This is a genomic window from Mesorhizobium sp. CO1-1-8, from assembly GCF_020164875.1.
In the GTDB taxonomy this organism is placed as follows: Bacteria; Pseudomonadota; Alphaproteobacteria; order Rhizobiales; family Rhizobiaceae; genus Mesorhizobium.
This window is the reverse complement of record NZ_JAIUGZ010000024.1, coordinates 1-16,159: the sequence shown is the minus strand read 5'-3', so window position 1 is coordinate 16,159 and position 16,159 is coordinate 1. Positions and strand designations below refer to the sequence as shown.

Here is a 16,159-nt window from a genome sequence, read left to right as displayed (position 1 = left end):
CGGGCAAGCTCCTAATGGAGCCGCGCTCCGCCCTTTTGCGATGAGCAGCAACAGCCGATAGCCGCAGACCGCGACACCGATCGGCGGCCAAGATGCTTGCGCAGGTTGACAACCCTTCGATTGCTGCAACATCCTGTCGATCTTTTACCGGGAGGTAGTTATGACTATTTCGATCAACCGCCGCACCTTTTCCGTAGGCGCAGGAGCTTTGGCATTGGCCGCCGCCGGCCTTTCGCCGGCGCGCGCGCAGCAGGCATTTTTCCGGATCGGCACGGGTGGAACGTCCGGCACTTACTATCCGGTGGGTGGCCTGATCGCCAACGCCATCTCGGCAACGGGGCCGGCCGGCGTCGAAGGCTTGGTCGCCACGGCCACGTCGTCCAACGGATCGGTCGCCAACATCAGCGCCATCCAGTCGGGCGCTTCCGAATCGGGCTTTACGCAATCCGATGTCGCCTACTGGGCATACTCGGGCACTGGACTGTATCAGAGCAAGCCCAAGGTCGATGACCTGCGCCTCATCGCAACACTCTATCCCGAAACGATCCATCTGGTCGCCCGCGCGGATGCCGGCATCAAGACGGTGGCAGACTTGAAGGGCAAGCGCGTTTCCCTGGACGAGCCGGGCTCGGGCACCATCGTCGACGCACGCCTTGTGCTCGCCGCATATGGGCTGACGGAGAAGGATGTGCAGCCCGAATACCTCAAGCCCGGCCCGGCCGGCGAGCGGCTCCAGGACGGCGCCATGGACGCCTATTTCTTCGTCGGCGGCTATCCGACCGGCGCCATCGTCGAGCTTGCCAGCACCAACAACATCACGCTGGTGCCGATCACCGGCCCCGAAGCCGACAAGCTCCTTTCCGAGCAGAAGTTCTTTTCCGCCGACACCGTGCCGGCAGGCACCTACAATAATGTCGGCGAAACCAAGACCATATCTGTCGCCGCGCAATGGGTGACCAGCGCCAAGCAGACCGACGACCTCATCTACAATATCGTCAAATCGCTCTACAGCGACGCGACCCAGAAGGCGCTGCAGGCCGGCCACGCCAAGGGCAAGCTGATCACGCTGCAGAATGCGGTCACCAGCGCAGGCATTCCGTTTCATCCCGGTGCGGAGAAATTCTACAAGGAAGTCGACGCCCTGAAATAGTAGCCACAAGCACGTCGCGCTGAAACGGAACCACGCGACGTCCTTCCAGCTTCCTGTTGTGCATGGGTTCGACCAAAAACGCTTGCGTCAGCGATATGCATCAGGACCGACGGAGAACCGCGAGGCGGGAGGCGTGCTTTCCGCCTCTTTTGTCTGGAACTCAGGACACGGAACCGGCCATGAGCGACGACGACAAAATCACGCTTTCCGCAATGGAGTTCGACGAGGAGAAGGCTCGCGAACTGGAGGAGAAATTCGACTCCGAAATCCGATTCCGGCCATTGACCAAGGCCGCGGGCTGGCTGGTCGGCTTCCTCCTGGTGGCACTGTCGCTGTTTCACTACTACACTGCGGGCTTCGGCCTGCTGCAGGAGATGCTGCACCGGGGCATTCATCTATCGATGGTGCTGGCGCTGATCTTCCTCGTCTTCCCGCTGGTGAAGACGGGTTACGACCAGCCCGCGCAATCCAGCCTCCTGCGGCCGCTTGGCATACCGCTTTTCGACTGGCTGCTGGCGCTCGCGGCCGTGGTGGCTGTCCTGCACGTGCCGATGATCCCGCTCGACGATCTTGCCTTCCGCGTCGGCAATCCCACGACGCTCGACGTGGTGCTAGGCGTTGTCCTGATCCTGCTCCTCCTGGAGGCAACGCGCCGCTCCGTCGGAATCCCTCTGCCCATCATCGCGGTCATCTTCATGGCCTACGCTCTGTTTGGGCGGTACATGCCGAGCATTCTGGTGCACCCCGGCGCGTCCGTTTCCCAGCTTGTCGATCACCTTTATCTGACAACGCAGGGAATCTACGGTATCGCGCTCGGCGTCGTCGCCACTTACGTCTTCCATTTCGTGCTGTTCGGCGTCTTTGCAACCCGCATCGGCCTCGGCCAGCTCTTCCTCGACTGTGCGGCCTGGGTCGCCGGCCGCTACGCCGGCGGTCCCGCCAAGGTATCGATCTTCGGCTCGGCATTGTTCGGCATGATATCCGGCTCGTCGGTCGCCAACACCGTCACCGTCGGCTCGCTGACCATTCCGGCGATGATCAAGCTCGGCTACAAGAAACATTTCGCCGCGGCGGTGGAAGCGGCGTCCTCTACCGGCGGTCAGGTCACGCCGCCGATCATGGGCGCGGCCGCCTTCTTGATGATCGAATTCCTCGAATTGCCCTACACGACAATCATCCTGGCGGCCATCGTGCCAGCTTTCATGCATTTCTTCGGTGTGTTCATGCAGGTGCATTTCGAGGCCAAGCGCACCGGCCTCAGAGGGCTCAGGCCGGACGAGATGCCCGATGTCGTCGAGGCGCTGAAGCGGGACTGGCCGACGATCATCCCGCTCGTCGTGCTCATCGGCGTCCTGCTCTCGGGCTACACGCCCTACATGGCCGCCTTCTGGGGCATCACGCTCTGCATCGCCGTCGGCCTGCTCAATCCTCGCCATCGCATGTCGGTGGCCGACATCGTAGTTTCCCTGCGCGACGGCGCGAAATATGCGCTCGCCGTAGGTGCCGCAGCCGCCACCGTGGGCATCGTCGTCGGCGTCGTCACCCTGACCGGCGTCGGCTTCAAGCTATCCTACATCGTCACATCAACGGCGGGCCAGTTGTCGCTACTGTTCGGCACCTTCATCCCCGAGTCGATCTTCTCAGCCCAAGGCCTGACGCTGCTGTTCACCCTGCTCATGACCGGCGTGGTCTGCATCCTGATGGGCTGCGGCATCCCGACGACGGCCAACTACATCATCATGGTAACTATAGCAGCACCCGCGCTGGTCATGCTGGGCACCGAACCGATCGTCGCCCACTTCTTCGTCTTCTATTACGGCCTACTGGCTGACATCACGCCGCCGGTAGCGTTGGCCGCCTATGCGGCCGCCGGCATGGCGGGAGCGGACCCGTTCAGGACAGGCAACACCGCCTTCCGGTTGGGGTTGGGCAAGGCGCTGGTTCCTTTCGTGTTCGTCTTCTCGCCGTCCCTGCTGCTGGTGACAAAGGACTTCACCTGGCCGAATTTTTTCCTGGCCTTTGGCGGCTGTGTCCTTGGCATCACCTGCCTGGGGGCCGCCCTGTCGCGATACCTGCTGGTGCGAACGAGGCCTTGGGAGAACGCCCTCCTCGTGCTTGCCGCCTTCCTGCTGGTGGCGCCCGAGCTCTATTCCTCGCTGCTCGGCCTGGCCCTTGTCGTGCCCGTCGTGCTGCGCCACTGGAAAGTGCGCCATACCGACGAAGCGGAACCGGCCTGACCAACGCCGCTCCAACGCGTTCCTTGTCGAAATTTCAAACGAACCTGCAACGTCGAGGAGCCTCGCGAGTTGTGCGGGCTTTTGCCTTATCAGCGGTTGTCGAGAAGCCCGGCGCAGCAACGGATCCAACAACGTCCTTCTGGCAGCCCGCGAGTCGCTCGAACCGTCCGCTGCAATGCCGCGGCGGGCGAGCGAGCGGAGCTGCCAACCTCCGATGGCGGCGAAGCTGCGGCCGTCCGCAAAAACAAAAACGCGGTCTTTGGTTGTGCAGTCGGCTTGGTCACGACGCACCTCCCCAATTGTGGGATCGCGGCGCCTGCCGCGATCCAACGCTCCAGCTACGGCGCCACCGCGATGTTGCCCTTCATGTTGGGGTGGAAGCGGCAGAATAGTCGACCGCGCCCGCGGCCTTCAATGTCAGGCTTGCGGACTTCTTCGGCGGGATCATCACCTCCCAACCGCCCTTGACGGTGGCCATGGGGGCGAACATGTCCTAGTTCACCCACTCGATCGTGTCGCCTACCTTTGCCTCGACCGTCACTGGCGAGAACACCAGCTTGTCAATGGCGACCTGAATGGTTTCGGCCTTCACCGGCGCTGCAATGAACGTCAGCGCCAATGGAAATCAAAAGATGCCGTATCGCCGCCGGCCTCATTTCAGCATACTGGCGACATGTTCGGCATGCTGCTCATGGCCTTGGAAAATCTTCAAGCCGGTCTCCAGCAGGCTCTTCAGTTCGGCATTGCTGACGGAAGGGATGAGCAGCATTTCGAGAGTGCCGTCGACCTGCTTGTGGTAGGCGACTTCATTGTCGACATAGGCCTTGTCGACGGCGGCACCATCGAGCTTGGCGAGCTTGGCCCGGTCCTCCGTCGCGGCATTGGTCAGCGCCTTGCTGGTGGCGTTGTCTTCCGGCGTCACCTTGAGCTTCTTGACGAGATCGAGCGCCTGCACGTTCACGGCTTCGTGGTCGCGCACCATGTCGTTGGCGAAATCGACGACCTCCTTGTTCTTCGATTTCTCGATCGCCAGCTTGGCCGTTTCGACGTCGATGACCCCGGCCGTATAGGCGATGTGGGCGATCTGCGGGTCGGTCGGCTTGTCGGCGGCTTGTGCGAACGGGGACGCGCCAAGCAGCAGCAGGGCGGCGAGCGCGGCAGTGTGTCGGATAGACATGGCATCTCCTTCGTCCGAACGCTGAAAATCGCCCCGGGCAGTGTTTTCAGTTGACGGTCATTGGATGCTGGGTAGCGGCAAACGTTCCGCCAGCTGAATTCGAGGGTCCGCCTCACAGGTCGAGCCGCCTCATTACGGCAGCGGTCAGCCGTTCGCAGCGCCCGCGGCGAAGGGGAAGGTCGAAACAGTCCGTGAAAACCGACCGCCATCGCTGATCCGGCGGCATCTCCTTCGATCGTTCGATCATTCATCCCCGAAATCTCTCCGTGTACCAGGTGATCTTGTCTCCCACCTTCATCGGTTTGTGGATCATCAGCCGTTTCGGAAGGTGTTCTGGATGGACCTCCAGGAGCGTGATCTTCACCTGCGGCTTGCACCGGTTGCAGTCGAATTTCAGCCTGAGCGGGTCGACACCGCCGCCGTAGACCATCATGAGATCGGCGGATCGGCAGTAGCGGACATTTCCGCAACTGCATTCCACCTTCACAAGCATGTTGTGCCGGGTCGCCTTGCCCAGCGTGTCTATCGGATCGTGCGCCATGAGAACAGAAAAGGAACAAATTCCTTGCCCGTCAAGACGGATTATGGAATCTTTGTTGCATGAGTGACGAACCTGCCAGGCTCGCCGACGGCATGACGCCGGCGCCGCGAGAGCGTGCCAGAGTGCTGGGCCACGTGTGCGAGCACGCAGGCTGCGTGAAGCACGGCGGCTTCGGCTTTGCCCGGCCGCGCCAGGAACCGCACTGGTTCTGTTTTGAGCACCGGGATGACGGCGAGCGTTATCTCTGAAGGAGAAAGCCCATGGCAGATAGACCACCATACATGCCCACAGGAATCGGCATGGGCATGCTGGAGGACGACAAAGCAAAGGTTGGCGTCCTGATTTTCGAGACGGCGGAAGGAAATTTCGACTTCGCCATCAACCAGCAGGCAATCGAAGTCATCAGGAAGGCGCTCAGCAAGATCGAGACGCATCTCGCCGGCGGCAAAATCTCGGGCATGAATTAGCTTCAAACTACACGTCGAACAGGTCGCTAGGCCCTCTGCCGATCTCGTCAATGATGTCGGGCGTGTTGTTGCGCGGCGAACCGACCTTGCTGTCTATCGGCCACATCTTCATCAGATCGGACGGATACGGCTTCATCAGGTCGCGAGGATCCTGCTCTGGCCCGAGCCAGCGCATGTAGTCGGACGGCGCCAGGATGACCGGCATGCGGTCATGGATCGTCGCCATCAGATCATTCGGCTCGCAGGTGGCGATTGCAAAGGTTCGGATGAGTTCGCCGGTCCCCTTGTCGGCATATTCTTCCCATATGCCGGCCATGGCGAATGGCTCGTCTGACTTCATGGCGATGGCGTAGGGCTGCTTCTTCTTGCCCGAGGCATCGAGCTTCTGCCATTCGAAATAGCCGTCGACGGGCACCAGGCAGCGGCGGGACGCATAGGCCTTTTTGAACATGCCGTTGCTGGCAATCGTCTCGCATCGCGCATTGACCGGCGGCGGACGTCCGCTCCCATCCCGCGCCCAACCGGGGACCAAGCCCCAGCGCGCCGACACAAAGCCGGCCATGCTCGTCGACAGTTCCTCTCGGATGATGATCGGATAGGTTAGGCTGGGCGCGCCGTTCCAAAGGGGGAAGCTGTTGCCCAGCCGCTCGACCTCGCCCGGATGGGCGAATTCGAACCGACGAACCATGTCGGGAATTGTGGTCTTTACAAAAACGCGTCCGCACATTTGAGCGCCATCTCATGTGACGTGAGGGAAGCCGAAAATGGGAACACCTCATGAACAAGTCAAGTCATGACACAGCCGCGCTATTGTTTGGCCGCAGGGGCACGATGCCGTCGTCCTATGATCTCCACCAAGTGTCGATGAAGCTCGTCCCAACTTCTGGTTATGTCGCCTTCGCTAATTCCCACAGCCTCGGCATCCACAAACAGGCGCCCGGCGCAGTCAGAAATCTCATCGTCGTCGATCTTACGCCCATCGAGGAGATCGTTCTTTTCCAACCACAGATACAAGAACTTTATGACGTGCTCGCTCATTCGGGAACGCCAGGATCGAAATGCACGATTGCATCGATGATCGTGCGGTAAAGACGGTCGACCTCCTCGTCGATCTCGATTCGCTTGATGCCGAGCGCCTTGGCGGCGGCGATAAGTTTGTGAGTGAGTTCGTCGACCGAGATGACATCCGCCTTCGCCGTCTCGGGGACGTTGTTGGCGATCCACTGGTCAAGGAAGTTGATGCCTCGTGTGCTCATTTGGCGATAAGCTCACGTTGCCGATTATGTTCCGCCTTTCGCCTTCGAATAGAGGTTCTGACCCATGCCGGAAACCTTGTTCGAGTCCGGCGTGTAGATCAGGCCGACATCCTTCGAACCGCAGACTTCGCATTTGAGCTTGGGCCTCAAATCCCATTCCATCGCTGGGGTGTCCGGGCCGAACCGGTCGCGCAGTTCCTCAAGCGGAAGGGTCTTGCTGTGGTTGCAGCTCGCCTTGTGACAGAAAGCGGTCACGGCCATCCTGCCGTCGATCAGCGATTGCAACGTCCAGTTCTTGCCGATCATTCTTGATCTCGGTCGACAGCCGAGGCGTCAAGCTCCGCCTCCATCTGGTCGCTGATGGGCTTGGGTTTGGCTTCACCGGCCAAGGGAACGCCGTCATAGCCCTGTAGCCAGGCGTCAGCGTGTTCGTGCCAGTACTCGGGCACCGCGCGCTCCTTGCCGTCCTTGCGGGCCTGACTGCCGTACATCCAGGCATAGGCGATGCGCTCCTGATCCTTCTTGGCAACCGCCATTATTCCTCCTCCCGGTAATCCAGCAGCTTCGCGTGACGTAGCTGCTCCTCACCTTTCAGGAACTTCACGCGGCCGACAAGACCCGGTTTCAGCCATTCCGCCTTGTCTTTCTTCAAGCCCTTCGGCACCGGTCCGCCGACTTTACCCTGCACCCGGTCCCACAGGTGCTTGCGTTTGTCGAATCTGAAATTGACGTTGGCGGCGCCGACATAGCGGCCGTTGTCGGCCATCAGCACCCTTGCAGCTTGCCCCGAATCACGCTGGACACCGATGATGACCATCTCCTTTTCTTCGTAGCACTTGATTTTGCGCCAGTTCTTCGTCGGGCCGCTGCGATAGAGACTGTCCCGGCGCTTCGAGACGATGCCTTCCTGTCCAGTCTGGTCGGCAAGGTAGTAAACCGCGTCTCCCGTGCCGGGCATGGCCTCACTGAACTGAATTCGGCCGCCACCCTGGATTATTCCCTGCAGGATTTCGCGGCGGTCCTCCAGCGGCACGTTGCGCAGGTCGTGGCCGTTCATGTGGAGCAGGTCGAAGGCTACGAGATAGTATTCCTGCGAATGATCGCGACGGCTGACGGCCGACTGCAGCGCATGAAAATCGGAACGTCCAGCCGCGTCGACCACAATGGCCTCACCTTCGATGATGAAGTCGTCGGCCTCGATCGCCGCGGCTTGGTCGGCAAGAACCTTGTACCGTGCAGTCCAGTCGTACCCTCTCCTGGTCAACACGCGGATGCCGCTTTCATCCTTGATGAGCTGGGAGCGGTAGCCGTCAAATTTGATCTCGTGAATCCATTCCTCACCCTCGGGCGGGCTGTCGAAAAGCTCCGGCTCCATCGGCGGGATGAACTTCAAACGCATGCACGGAACTCACACAGGCCGCGATTCAATCAGCATGCGCTAAAATGGTTCCGGAACATTTTAGACGAATTGAATGTTTGATAGCCATGACGAAGCTATCCGACCTTGGACCACCGATCCCTGGTAAGGCGCACGATGGTGAGCCGGCCGACGAGTATGACAATTTCTACACCTGCCCGAATTGCGGTCAGCAGGTCGACATGCGCGACTTACGCCAGGTCATTTGGCACGAACAGCCCAAGCACAAGCCACTGCTATTGGTGGTAGGGTAGACGCGGCCTCCAGCAGCGAACGTGGCTGCCAAGTAGACGCATCTGTCCGAGTCCTTGACTCAGATGATCAGCAAGAGTTGAATGGTTAACAGTCTAGGTTCCAACTGCGTTACGAGCGAAATGGCTCTTTCTAGCGATCTACATTCGGTCGAGATGACATTCCGCTGCTCGGAATGTGGTTTGGGATTTGTAAAGCCTGGGCGCTGGTTCAAGTCTGCCGCTCAACATCGTTGCTCCGGCTGCCAGCACCTGACTTACATAACTTATCCGAAGAAACTGGCTTTGTTTAACAAATACGCCAAGCTTGCGGATGCAGGTCTGGTTTCTGACCGGCAATGATGTCGTCGAATTCGTGACCTTCTTTGGCAAGCGACCAATGCTCAAATCAAATTTGGTGGGCAGGTCAGGTCCCGTATGGTTGATGGCGGAGGGTTGGTCGATGGCGCCCCGCCAACCCGGCATTGAGCGTCATTCAGGAAGCCCGGCGTCATCGTGCACTATGGCATCGAACACCGTTTCATAGACGCTGCCGGTGTCCTCTTCGATTTCAGTGCTGCTGATCCCGATTGCCTTCGCGTCAGCGAAAAGCTTTTGAATTGCCTCGGCTACCGAAATCACGTCTGAACTGGCCAGGCCAGACACATTGCTGTTCAGCCACTTGTCGAGAAAATTGACGCCGCGCGTGCTCATCCCGACACAAGTCACTGAGGGATATTAGGTTCCTCTGATGGTGGTCCTGGGGTGGTCGGCGACAGCGCGTAGGAGGCCTTTTTACTCCCATTAACATAGGTGATTCCGCTGGTGCCGATTTTGGTCTTTCCTTTGGAGATGGGAACGACCGGGGGAGGCTCAAAATGGCGGGTCGCGTAGGGAACGGCGGAGGGCCGTTCGAGGTCGCCATGATCGTCGTCATGGCTTCGGCAGTCATCGGGATCATCGTGCTTGCCGCTACGACATTTGCCTGACCTCGTGCCTAGGGCTAAGTGCTCTTTTTCAGCAAGACAGCTTCGCGCAATAGCGAGGGCAGACTGGCTAGCCCTAGCAACTCGATAAGCTCTCGTGCTTGGCTGAGGGTGATCCCGGTTTTGTCCACAAGCCAGTTGGCGTGCCTTTCCTTGGCGGACTGAAGCTCGCTGGCGCGGTCGGTGGACAATGGCCTTCCTTCCCGTTGGGGCGAAAGCCTGATGTTCTCTTTCAAGCGTCCGATTGCCGGCGTTTTGTGCACAGACGACCAGAACACCCTACGCCTTCTTAGGGCCGTTGGCTATATGGGGCGCCTGTGCCGAAGCATCGGTATGTGACCGTGCCGACCATAGCTGGGCACGAGGGTGGGCCTAATGACCAGACTCCATAGGATACCAGACAATGGCATGGCTACAATTACGCCTGATGGCCTAGGCGGAAAGCGGAGGTCGCATGCTCTTGCCGCTGCTCACTAAACTGCCCGCTGCCAAAATCTATGGAACTGGCCTCCAAGTGGCTCATTAGCCCTATGAGCGGTCGATTCCCAAGGATGTAGCCGCTTGGACAGGTCCGCCGCCGGCGCCCCAATAGGCGGCGGACTTCAATGAGGTTTCAAAAACCGAGCTTCGCGCAACAGCGAATTCCAGTCCGTGCCGATAAGCTTGATCAGACCGCGCGCATCAGGTTCTGAAATGCCGACCTCTTCAGACAAACGTCGGGCAAGCAGTTGCTGATTGCCCTCGTCCACACGTCGTCCATCGCCATCCTTTTTCATTGGCTCCTCCTTTGAACCAACTTACAGAATGATCTTTGGTTTCACGGAAAAGCCCGCCGCCCCATTCCCGGCAAAGGCGGCCGCCCCTAAGGATATAAGGGCGGCCGAGCCTTGGAACCCGGCAAGGCAACCAATACGGGGAGCGGGATCCTTGTTCCTCTAAAAGCAGCGAAAGCGGTGCTTTGAGACTTTTGCCGTTCCAAGACCTTAGCACAAAGAGCCCGCCGGCCGGAGCCAGCGGGCTTTTGGTGAAGGCAAATCTTTTGATTAGTCGAGCGGGCCTGTGACGGTGATCGACGAAGGAGGGGCGGCCGTCACAGCCGACAAACGTTCGCGCCTGGTTAGAACAGGCTTCTCATAGGTTTCTTCAAAATGGTGCTCCTCGCTTTACCCAAACTGCCCTGCACATGCCAGTCTTGTCAATCGCCTGCGGTCAGATTGCACTCGCGTCGAGTAGCCATCAAGCTGATCGCATCACGAGCTCGGCGGTGAGCCAAAAGCCGGCCGCCATAAACACCAGGATCACTGCCGCGAAGATAAATATGCGCATGCCCGCCCCCACTTTAGGCGGCCATTACCACACATCAAAAAAGCCCGCCACCTTTCGGCAGCGGGCCAGGGTCATGGCGTGCTGGATCAACCAGCATAGGTTAACGGGTGGCGAGTAGGTCGGTTGCTCGCATTATGCTATGATTCGAGCCGTGGGTAAGAAGCAAAAAACCAATCACCGAACCTGTCGCCGATCTTAAGATTGCGACCGAGGCGGATTACTTTGCCCGCAAGTGCGGCCTTACCCGAGAAGAGGCCCAGCGCATCCTCAATGAAGCCAACTACCGACCCAGCCCCCCACCTGACTCCCGCAAAAAATAGCCCGCCACCGGAGAGGTCTTGGTAGCGGGCAAGTTTGGCGGGACAAGAGGTCAACGACCGGTGGGGGTGGTTGCGTAATCCGCCAGACGAAGGCTCCTGACAAGTCCCTCCGGGCGTGACTGCCTTTGGACGGAGCGATTGTGCTTGTGGCTTGTTGCGTATCACGCTTAGTATCACCGTGAATCGATTGGGGGATACTTAAGTGACTGCAGAAATAGCGATATTAAACAAGTCTGCTGTAGCTTTAGCGGCAGACAGTAAGGTTACGTTTAGCCGGGGAGGGAAGCAAAAAACATTCGACACGGTAAATAAGTTGTTCAATCTGTCTAAAACGGAGCCCGTCGGGGCGATGATTTACGGAAACGCAGAGTTCGTTGGCTTTCCTTGGGAAACCATCATCAAGGAATATCGCAGGCAGCGGCAACAAGCCAAATTTGCCACTGTCTTTGACTGGGCCGACGACCTTCTCAAATTTCTTCTGACCTTTTTCAATTTCACGGCAGCAGACGAAGATGCGACTGCAATATCGATCGCTCAATCCTGGATCGACCAGATAGTGTCGCAAGCGTATAGGAGCTCGCGCAGCCCTGACGAATTCAGCTCGTCGCTCGACGAGCTCATCCGCGAGTATACCGAAACGCTGGAGAATGCGCCGGTCTTCCTCTCAGATGACGAATGGGGTCAAATTGACGGACGCATCGGCGATCAAATCGGTCAACATTGCTCCCGTGGTATGATGAAGAACTTCGCGGCTGACCAACCCAAGCTGAAGCCGATTGCCGAATTGGCAATTCGCCGCAACCTTGCATCCCCTGGATGCACTGGCCTGGTCGTTGCTGGCTTCGGAGATAAGGAGCTGCTGCCGTCAATCATCTCGTTCGATATCGACGGCATCCTGGCGCGACGTCTGAAGTACCTAGAAATCCAACGAGAGGATATGACGAGGAAAAGTTCTGGTGTGATCATCCCCTTCGCACAAACCGACATGGTTGATCGATTCATGCAGGGGATTGATCCGTCATATGCAATGCTCCTGCACGGCAGCATCGGCCAACTGGTATTTGACAGCGCATTGAATGCGGCAAGGGCACTTGGTCACACCGACGATCAAATCGACGCCCTTGCCCCTGCATTTGCATCTGCTCGGGACGCGGCAATCCAAACTTTTTGGGAGTCGCACGAACGCCACCGTCGCGATCGATTCGCAAATCCGATCATAGAGATGGTCGAAGGCCTCCCAAAGGACGAACTGGCCAACGTCGCTGAGGCGTTGGTCAGCTTGACTTCTCTTCAACGAAAAGTGTCCCGCGAACTTGAAACAGTTGGCGGCGCCATTGATGTTGCAGTGATTTCCAAAGGTGACGGGTTTATATGGATTAAGCGGAAACATTATTTTAGCGCTGATCGCAACCTTCGCTTTGTCAACGCGTATTTTCATGACCATAATGGCGTTGCAACGTCGGAGGAAGCGAAATGACCACAATGCTTGAGCGCAGACAGGCCGCTACAGGTGGGAGCGGCCGGCCGCAGTCGAGTGTGTCGCTTGTTGAGCAGAAGCGTTCCCTTGAGCAGGCCACCAGGAAGACCGCAGGACTTGCCTCGCGCGTATTCAAACGGACGCTTGAGGCAGAGGTCAAAAAAATTCGCGAAAAATGATTCGCTACGCCAACACAGAAAGCTCTTAGAGCCCGCTTCGGCGGGCTTTTTGTTGCGCACCTTGACCGTTTCATTGCCCCGTCGACCTCTCTCGCCGCAGTTGCTCGATCTCCTTTATGTCCTGGATCACGTCACGCGTGCCGTACACGGCGCCGAAGTCCTGCCGAAGCTCGTCCAGCCGGCGGGTGAAATTCTGTGGCCTGATGGTCCGAAGCCCGGTTGCGCTCCATCCATTCGGCGCGCGCGACGATGTTGCCCCGCAGATCGGCGATAGCACTCGCCTGCCGCCTTCCAGCGCGCGAACGGTCGCGGTACGCTCCAGTTTCGCCGATTGCGTTCATAAAATTGAGATCCACGGCCGCCATCAGGCGCAGGCAGTTACTGCCTTCCCGCACGAATCGCTGGCAATTCGACATCGACTATAGCAGCCTCAACGATCAGGTCGCCAATGTCGAGCGCGAAGGCTCGACCGCCAAGCTGCTCAAGATGCTCCCGCACGTAGGCTGTGAACTCCGCACGCGTCATCACCTTGCGGGCGTCGGCCAGGCACCGAAACGCATGCCGGACGGCAGTTTCTGCCTGGGCAGTCGTCGGCCGTCGCCAAGTATGGTTCACGAAAACCACCACGAAAGCGGGATCAACAGGAGGGTAAACACGATGCTTGGCCAGAAGCAGGCAACAAACTCCAATACGGTTTCCCAGGCGTTGCTGGTTCGGTGTCGCTTGTACATTTCGCGATGATCCTTGCGGTGGAACACGGAACGCAGCTTTCGTTTCAACCCGGGCTTACCAACGCTGACGTTTCAAGAGCTTCGACGCGATGGTCATGGCTACTGCATCAGCGCGGCTGTCCTGTCGAGCGCGCCGGGAAAACCCTTGAGAGATAGCGCGAGGCTGGTCTCCTTGCCGCCGTCCGCGACCACCTTGACCTCGAGGCTCTTTCCGTTGCGCAATGCGGTCAAAGTGTCCTCCTCGAAGTTCAGATTGACCAGGCAGCCGCCGGGAAGACAGGTGCGGAAGCGAAGCGCCGGAAGCACGACCCCATCGTCGATCTGAAGCGTCACGCCTTGGTCGAGCGCCAAGCCGAACGGCAGCACCAATGTTCCCTGGACGGCCTGGCCATTGGGGCGCAATTCAATGGCCAGCACGCGCTGGCGCGACTGCGCGTCGCTCTGCTCCTGTGAAAGTGCGCATGCTTTGCTGGGGGCGCCGTTCTGCGTTGTGATATTGCAGGACACCGTCCAGTCGCCATGCCCTTCTCTCAGAGAAGTCGCCCCACCTGGCAGGCTGGCCTCTTGCGCAAACGCCGAGATGGCAAAGCCCATGACCAGCAGCGCGGTGGCCACCAACAGGACGCTTCTGCCCCAATTCTTCCGCTTCATGTTTTGTCCGTTTCTCTCAAGCATCGATCCAGAAGCGTGCATTGCTCCCGGATGGTCCGATATCTCTTTTGTGCAGCGCGGCTCGCACCTACCAGCGTACGCTGAAGCCGAGCTTGGCGCCGATGGAGTTGCTGTCGCCGAACTTCTCCAAACTGGTCTTTGCCGTCGCCTCGCCGAAGACGGCGTATTTGCCGTCGGCGAAGTCGAGCGAGCCGCCGATGCCGACACCACCCCACAGAGACTGGTTTTGGCTGACCAGCTTCACGCCTGAGACATCGACATCGGTTCCGTCGAGGAAGTCGTAATAGAGGTTGGCGATACCATAGACATGCGTGCGGCTGACCTGCCCCGCCGCATCCGCCCACTGGTCCTCATAGTCCGCCGACAGGCCGAGACGGCCGATCAGGCTGTCGCCGCTGCCGGGTGAAACGACCGTACCGAACTTATCGGTAAACGAGTCGAAGCGGACGTCGGAGTAAGCAAGCTGCGCCTGCGGTGTCAGCGACCACTTGCTGGACAGTGCGATCTTCTGGCCGCTCTCGATGCTGAGGGCATAGCCGAAGCCGTTATTGCCATCGGCAAGTGTGCCGAGCGTGGCGGAGCGGATATCGCTGTCGTACCAGGTCGCCTGCGCCTGGGTGTCGACATAGAAGCCGCTGTTGCCGAACCAGGTCAGCGTGCCGCCGACGCCGTAGCCGGTGGCTGCGATCGAGCCTGTGCCGAAGATCGAGGATATGTCCGCTGAAGCGGTGCCGTAGTGGGCCGTGATCCCGCCGATCAGCACGCCGGCCTCGTTCTCATGCAGCAGGCCGTCGACGCCGGCATAGAACTTCCAGGTCGTCACGTTGTAGTCGGTGCCGGTGGTCGATGTCTTCGGATCGAGCTTGGCGTGCGCCGCCTCGATGCGGGCCCAGATGGCCTTGCCGTCGACCGGACCCTGACCGGGGACATCAGCACCTTCCGGCGTCGCGCCCTCGCCCCACGACCTGTTGCCGATGCGCTGCTGCAAGGTCCCGAGTTCGTTGAAGGTCTGCAGCACGCCTTCATAGGCCTCGTAGAGGGGCGCGCTTGGAGCGTAGAGCGGGCTTGGCGGGTTGTCGGGGGTGGTGAGTGCCGAGCGCAGATACCAGTCGCCGTCATCGGGCGTGCTCACGCCATTCTTGTAGAGCCGGTAGGCATAAGCGCCGCCGATCACTGCCTGGTCGCCCTGGAAGACATAGTCGCCGGCAAGCGAGAAGGTGCCGGCCGACGTGCCGCCGACTTCGATGATCTTGATGCCTTCCACCGTCTGTGCGCCGCCGCCGCCGAGATTGGCCACCTTGAGCGTGGTGGTGCCGGCGGTGTTGCCGGTGACGACCAGCCGGTCGGTGGCTGAGGCATCGCCCCCGAGCACGGTCTCGATCTCCAGCGTGCCGCCATTGCCGGTATAGTTGCCCGCAATGGTGAGCGTGCCGGGCACACCCGGATTGCCGGCTGCGATCACGCCGCCCGCCGCATTGGTGGTATTGCAGACCGTGCCGGTGCCTTCGAGGCGCCCGCCGGAAAGTACGTTGACGTCGCCGCACAGACTGCCCGAGACGTTGAGCGTGCCGCCGCCAATCACCGCGGTACCTGTAAATCCGGACGAGTCGGCCGTCAGCGCCAGCGTGCCGGCGCCGCCCTTGGTCAACGCGCCCGCGCCGGAGAGCACCCCGTTGAGCGTCAGCGTGGTGCTGGCATCCGTCAAGAGCGTGCCCTGGCCAAGGACATCGACGGCGCGGCTGCTGGCAAAGCTTGTCGTGGTGTTGAGGGTGCCGCCATTGAAGGAGAGCCCGCCTGCCGCATCGCCGAGATTGGCGTCGGATGAGACCCGCAGCGTGCCGCCATTGATCGCCGTACCGCCCGTGTAGCTGTTGGTGCCGCTCAGCACCAGGGTGCCGAGATCGGTCTTGACCAGCTGCGAGCCGCCGGTGAGCGCGGAAGCGATCGTGGCCGTGTAGCCGGCGCCTGCACTGGTGCCGTCGCCGACCCGGAT

At 59.8% G+C, this 16,159-nt stretch carries 19 protein-coding genes and 1 pseudogene; 7 read left to right on the top strand and 13 right to left on the bottom strand.

What is annotated here, in order from left to right:
* The first annotated feature begins 160 nt into the window (after nucleotides 1–160).
* The gene (locus LB558_RS30435) at nucleotides 161–1,150 is read left to right on the top strand and encodes a TAXI family TRAP transporter solute-binding subunit (protein WP_224700876.1); all 990 of its coding nucleotides are present in this window, start codon (nucleotides 161–163) and stop codon (nucleotides 1,148–1,150) included.
* Nucleotides 1,151–1,329: 179 nt separating this feature from the next.
* Nucleotides 1,330–3,387, top strand: coding sequence for a TRAP transporter permease (locus LB558_RS30430; RefSeq protein WP_224700875.1), 2,058 nt, complete (start codon nucleotides 1,330–1,332; stop codon nucleotides 3,385–3,387).
* Between the two features lie 338 nt (nucleotides 3,388–3,725).
* On the opposite strand, the pseudogene LB558_RS30425 reads toward LB558_RS30430, so the two are convergent.
* Both LB558_RS30425 and LB558_RS30420 read right to left on the bottom strand, forming a co-directional pair.
* Nucleotides 3,726–4,006: pseudogene (locus LB558_RS30425) on the bottom strand (cupredoxin domain-containing protein).
* Between the two features lie 33 nt (nucleotides 4,007–4,039).
* Nucleotides 4,040–4,564, bottom strand: coding sequence for a DUF4142 domain-containing protein (locus LB558_RS30420; protein ID WP_224700874.1), 525 nt, complete (start codon nucleotides 4,562–4,564; stop codon nucleotides 4,040–4,042).
* Nucleotides 4,565–4,901: 337 nt separating this feature from the next.
* Here LB558_RS30420 and LB558_RS30415 point away from each other — a divergent pair, with 337 nt between their 5' ends.
* From LB558_RS30415 to LB558_RS30405, 3 genes are read left to right on the top strand one after another with little or no spacing between them, the layout of a single operon-like run.
* Nucleotides 4,902–5,168 carry a hypothetical protein gene (locus LB558_RS30415; RefSeq protein ID WP_224700873.1) on the top strand — a complete coding sequence of 89 codons (267 nt, stop codon included), beginning with the start codon at nucleotides 4,902–4,904 and terminating at the stop codon, nucleotides 5,166–5,168.
* Nucleotides 5,165–5,353 (top strand): hypothetical protein, encoded by a 189-nt coding sequence (locus LB558_RS30410; RefSeq protein ID WP_224700933.1) that lies wholly within the window; start codon nucleotides 5,165–5,167, stop codon nucleotides 5,351–5,353. The genes LB558_RS30415 and LB558_RS30410 overlap by 4 nt, the downstream gene beginning before the upstream one ends.
* 12 nt (nucleotides 5,354–5,365) lie before the next feature.
* Complete coding sequence (locus LB558_RS30405; protein WP_224700872.1) at nucleotides 5,366–5,572, top strand: hypothetical protein; 207 nt, start codon at nucleotides 5,366–5,368, stop codon at nucleotides 5,570–5,572.
* A 7-nt stretch (nucleotides 5,573–5,579) separates the two neighbouring features.
* Here the strand turns inward: LB558_RS30405 and LB558_RS30400 are convergent, their stop codons facing one another.
* From LB558_RS30400 to LB558_RS30360, 9 genes are all read right to left on the bottom strand, one after another.
* On the bottom strand, nucleotides 5,580–6,299 hold the full coding sequence (locus tag LB558_RS30400; RefSeq protein ID WP_224700871.1) for an SOS response-associated peptidase: 720 nt from the start codon (nucleotides 6,297–6,299) through the stop codon (nucleotides 5,580–5,582).
* A gap of 80 nt (nucleotides 6,300–6,379) precedes the next feature.
* Nucleotides 6,380–6,610 carry a hypothetical protein gene (locus tag LB558_RS30395; RefSeq protein ID WP_224700870.1) on the bottom strand — a complete coding sequence of 77 codons (231 nt, stop codon included), beginning with the start codon at nucleotides 6,608–6,610 and terminating at the stop codon, nucleotides 6,380–6,382.
* Nucleotides 6,607–6,828 carry a hypothetical protein gene (locus LB558_RS30390; RefSeq protein WP_224700869.1) on the bottom strand — a complete coding sequence of 74 codons (222 nt, stop codon included), beginning with the start codon at nucleotides 6,826–6,828 and terminating at the stop codon, nucleotides 6,607–6,609. The genes LB558_RS30395 and LB558_RS30390 overlap by 4 nt, the downstream gene beginning before the upstream one ends.
* A 24-nt stretch (nucleotides 6,829–6,852) precedes the next feature.
* Nucleotides 6,853–7,134, bottom strand: a complete 282-nt coding sequence (locus tag LB558_RS30385; protein ID WP_224700868.1) for a hypothetical protein — start codon at nucleotides 7,132–7,134, stop codon at nucleotides 6,853–6,855.
* On the bottom strand, nucleotides 7,131–7,364 hold the full coding sequence (locus LB558_RS30380; RefSeq protein ID WP_224700867.1) for a hypothetical protein: 234 nt from the start codon (nucleotides 7,362–7,364) through the stop codon (nucleotides 7,131–7,133). Before LB558_RS30380 ends, LB558_RS30385 begins: the two co-directional genes overlap by 4 nt.
* Complete coding sequence (locus LB558_RS30375) at nucleotides 7,364–8,227, bottom strand: RNA ligase family protein (protein ID WP_224700866.1); 864 nt, start codon at nucleotides 8,225–8,227, stop codon at nucleotides 7,364–7,366. Before LB558_RS30375 ends, LB558_RS30380 begins: the two co-directional genes overlap by 1 nt.
* A 740-nt stretch (nucleotides 8,228–8,967) precedes the next feature.
* Nucleotides 8,968–9,189, bottom strand: coding sequence for a hypothetical protein (locus LB558_RS30370; RefSeq protein ID WP_224700865.1), 222 nt, complete (start codon nucleotides 9,187–9,189; stop codon nucleotides 8,968–8,970).
* A gap of 289 nt (nucleotides 9,190–9,478) precedes the next feature.
* Complete coding sequence (locus LB558_RS30365) at nucleotides 9,479–9,652, bottom strand: hypothetical protein (protein WP_224700864.1); 174 nt, start codon at nucleotides 9,650–9,652, stop codon at nucleotides 9,479–9,481.
* 411 nt (nucleotides 9,653–10,063) lie between these two features.
* Entirely contained in the window at nucleotides 10,064–10,237 is a 174-nt protein-coding gene (locus LB558_RS30360; protein ID WP_224700863.1) for a hypothetical protein, read from the bottom strand.
* Between the two features lie 1,072 nt (nucleotides 10,238–11,309).
* Between LB558_RS30360 and LB558_RS30355 the strand changes: the two genes are divergently transcribed.
* Entirely contained in the window at nucleotides 11,310–12,584 is a 1,275-nt protein-coding gene (locus tag LB558_RS30355) for a hypothetical protein (RefSeq protein ID WP_224700862.1), read from the top strand.
* Nucleotides 12,581–12,763 carry a hypothetical protein gene (locus LB558_RS30350; RefSeq protein ID WP_224700861.1) on the top strand — a complete coding sequence of 61 codons (183 nt, stop codon included), beginning with the start codon at nucleotides 12,581–12,583 and terminating at the stop codon, nucleotides 12,761–12,763. Before LB558_RS30355 ends, LB558_RS30350 begins: the two co-directional genes overlap by 4 nt.
* A gap of 830 nt (nucleotides 12,764–13,593) precedes the next feature.
* On the opposite strand, the gene LB558_RS30345 is transcribed toward LB558_RS30350, so the two are convergent.
* Together LB558_RS30345 and LB558_RS30340 are read right to left on the bottom strand one after the other, a co-directional pair.
* Nucleotides 13,594–14,109 carry an invasion associated locus B family protein gene (locus tag LB558_RS30345; RefSeq protein WP_224700860.1) on the bottom strand — a complete coding sequence of 172 codons (516 nt, stop codon included), beginning with the start codon at nucleotides 14,107–14,109 and terminating at the stop codon, nucleotides 13,594–13,596.
* A gap of 124 nt (nucleotides 14,110–14,233) precedes the next feature.
* Nucleotides 14,234–16,159 (bottom strand): autotransporter outer membrane beta-barrel domain-containing protein (locus tag LB558_RS30340; protein ID WP_224700859.1); only part of this gene is annotated, 1,926 nt, incomplete at its 5' end.

Excerpts from the sequence above, each read along its gene's own strand:
- LB558_RS30350 (WP_224700861.1), top strand. The coding sequence starts at position 12,581 with ATGACCACAATGCTTGAGCGCAGACAGGCCGCTACAGGTGGGAGCGGC.
- LB558_RS30395 (WP_224700870.1), bottom strand. The coding sequence starts at position 6,610 with ATGAGCGAGCACGTCATAAAGTTCTTGTATCTGTGGTTGGAAAAGAAC.
- LB558_RS30385 (WP_224700868.1), bottom strand. The coding sequence starts at position 7,134 with ATGATCGGCAAGAACTGGACGTTGCAATCGCTGATCGACGGCAGGATG.
- LB558_RS30430 (WP_224700875.1), top strand. The coding sequence starts at position 1,330 with ATGAGCGACGACGACAAAATCACGCTTTCCGCAATGGAGTTCGACGAG.
- LB558_RS30360 (WP_224700863.1), bottom strand. The coding sequence starts at position 10,237 with ATGAAAAAGGATGGCGATGGACGACGTGTGGACGAGGGCAATCAGCAA.
- LB558_RS30370 (WP_224700865.1), bottom strand. The coding sequence starts at position 9,189 with ATGAGCACGCGCGGCGTCAATTTTCTCGACAAGTGGCTGAACAGCAAT.
- LB558_RS30390 (WP_224700869.1), bottom strand. The coding sequence starts at position 6,828 with ATGAGCACACGAGGCATCAACTTCCTTGACCAGTGGATCGCCAACAAC.
- LB558_RS30375 (WP_224700866.1), bottom strand. The coding sequence starts at position 8,227 with ATGCGTTTGAAGTTCATCCCGCCGATGGAGCCGGAGCTTTTCGACAGC.
- LB558_RS30380 (WP_224700867.1), bottom strand. The coding sequence starts at position 7,364 with ATGGCGGTTGCCAAGAAGGATCAGGAGCGCATCGCCTATGCCTGGATG.
- LB558_RS30400 (WP_224700871.1), bottom strand. The coding sequence starts at position 6,299 with ATGTGCGGACGCGTTTTTGTAAAGACCACAATTCCCGACATGGTTCGT.
- LB558_RS30415 (WP_224700873.1), top strand. The coding sequence starts at position 4,902 with ATGGACCTCCAGGAGCGTGATCTTCACCTGCGGCTTGCACCGGTTGCA.
- LB558_RS30405 (WP_224700872.1), top strand. The coding sequence starts at position 5,366 with ATGGCAGATAGACCACCATACATGCCCACAGGAATCGGCATGGGCATG.
- LB558_RS30420 (WP_224700874.1), bottom strand. The coding sequence starts at position 4,564 with ATGTCTATCCGACACACTGCCGCGCTCGCCGCCCTGCTGCTGCTTGGC.
- LB558_RS30410 (WP_224700933.1), top strand. The coding sequence starts at position 5,165 with ATGAGTGACGAACCTGCCAGGCTCGCCGACGGCATGACGCCGGCGCCG.
- LB558_RS30435 (WP_224700876.1), top strand. The coding sequence starts at position 161 with ATGACTATTTCGATCAACCGCCGCACCTTTTCCGTAGGCGCAGGAGCT.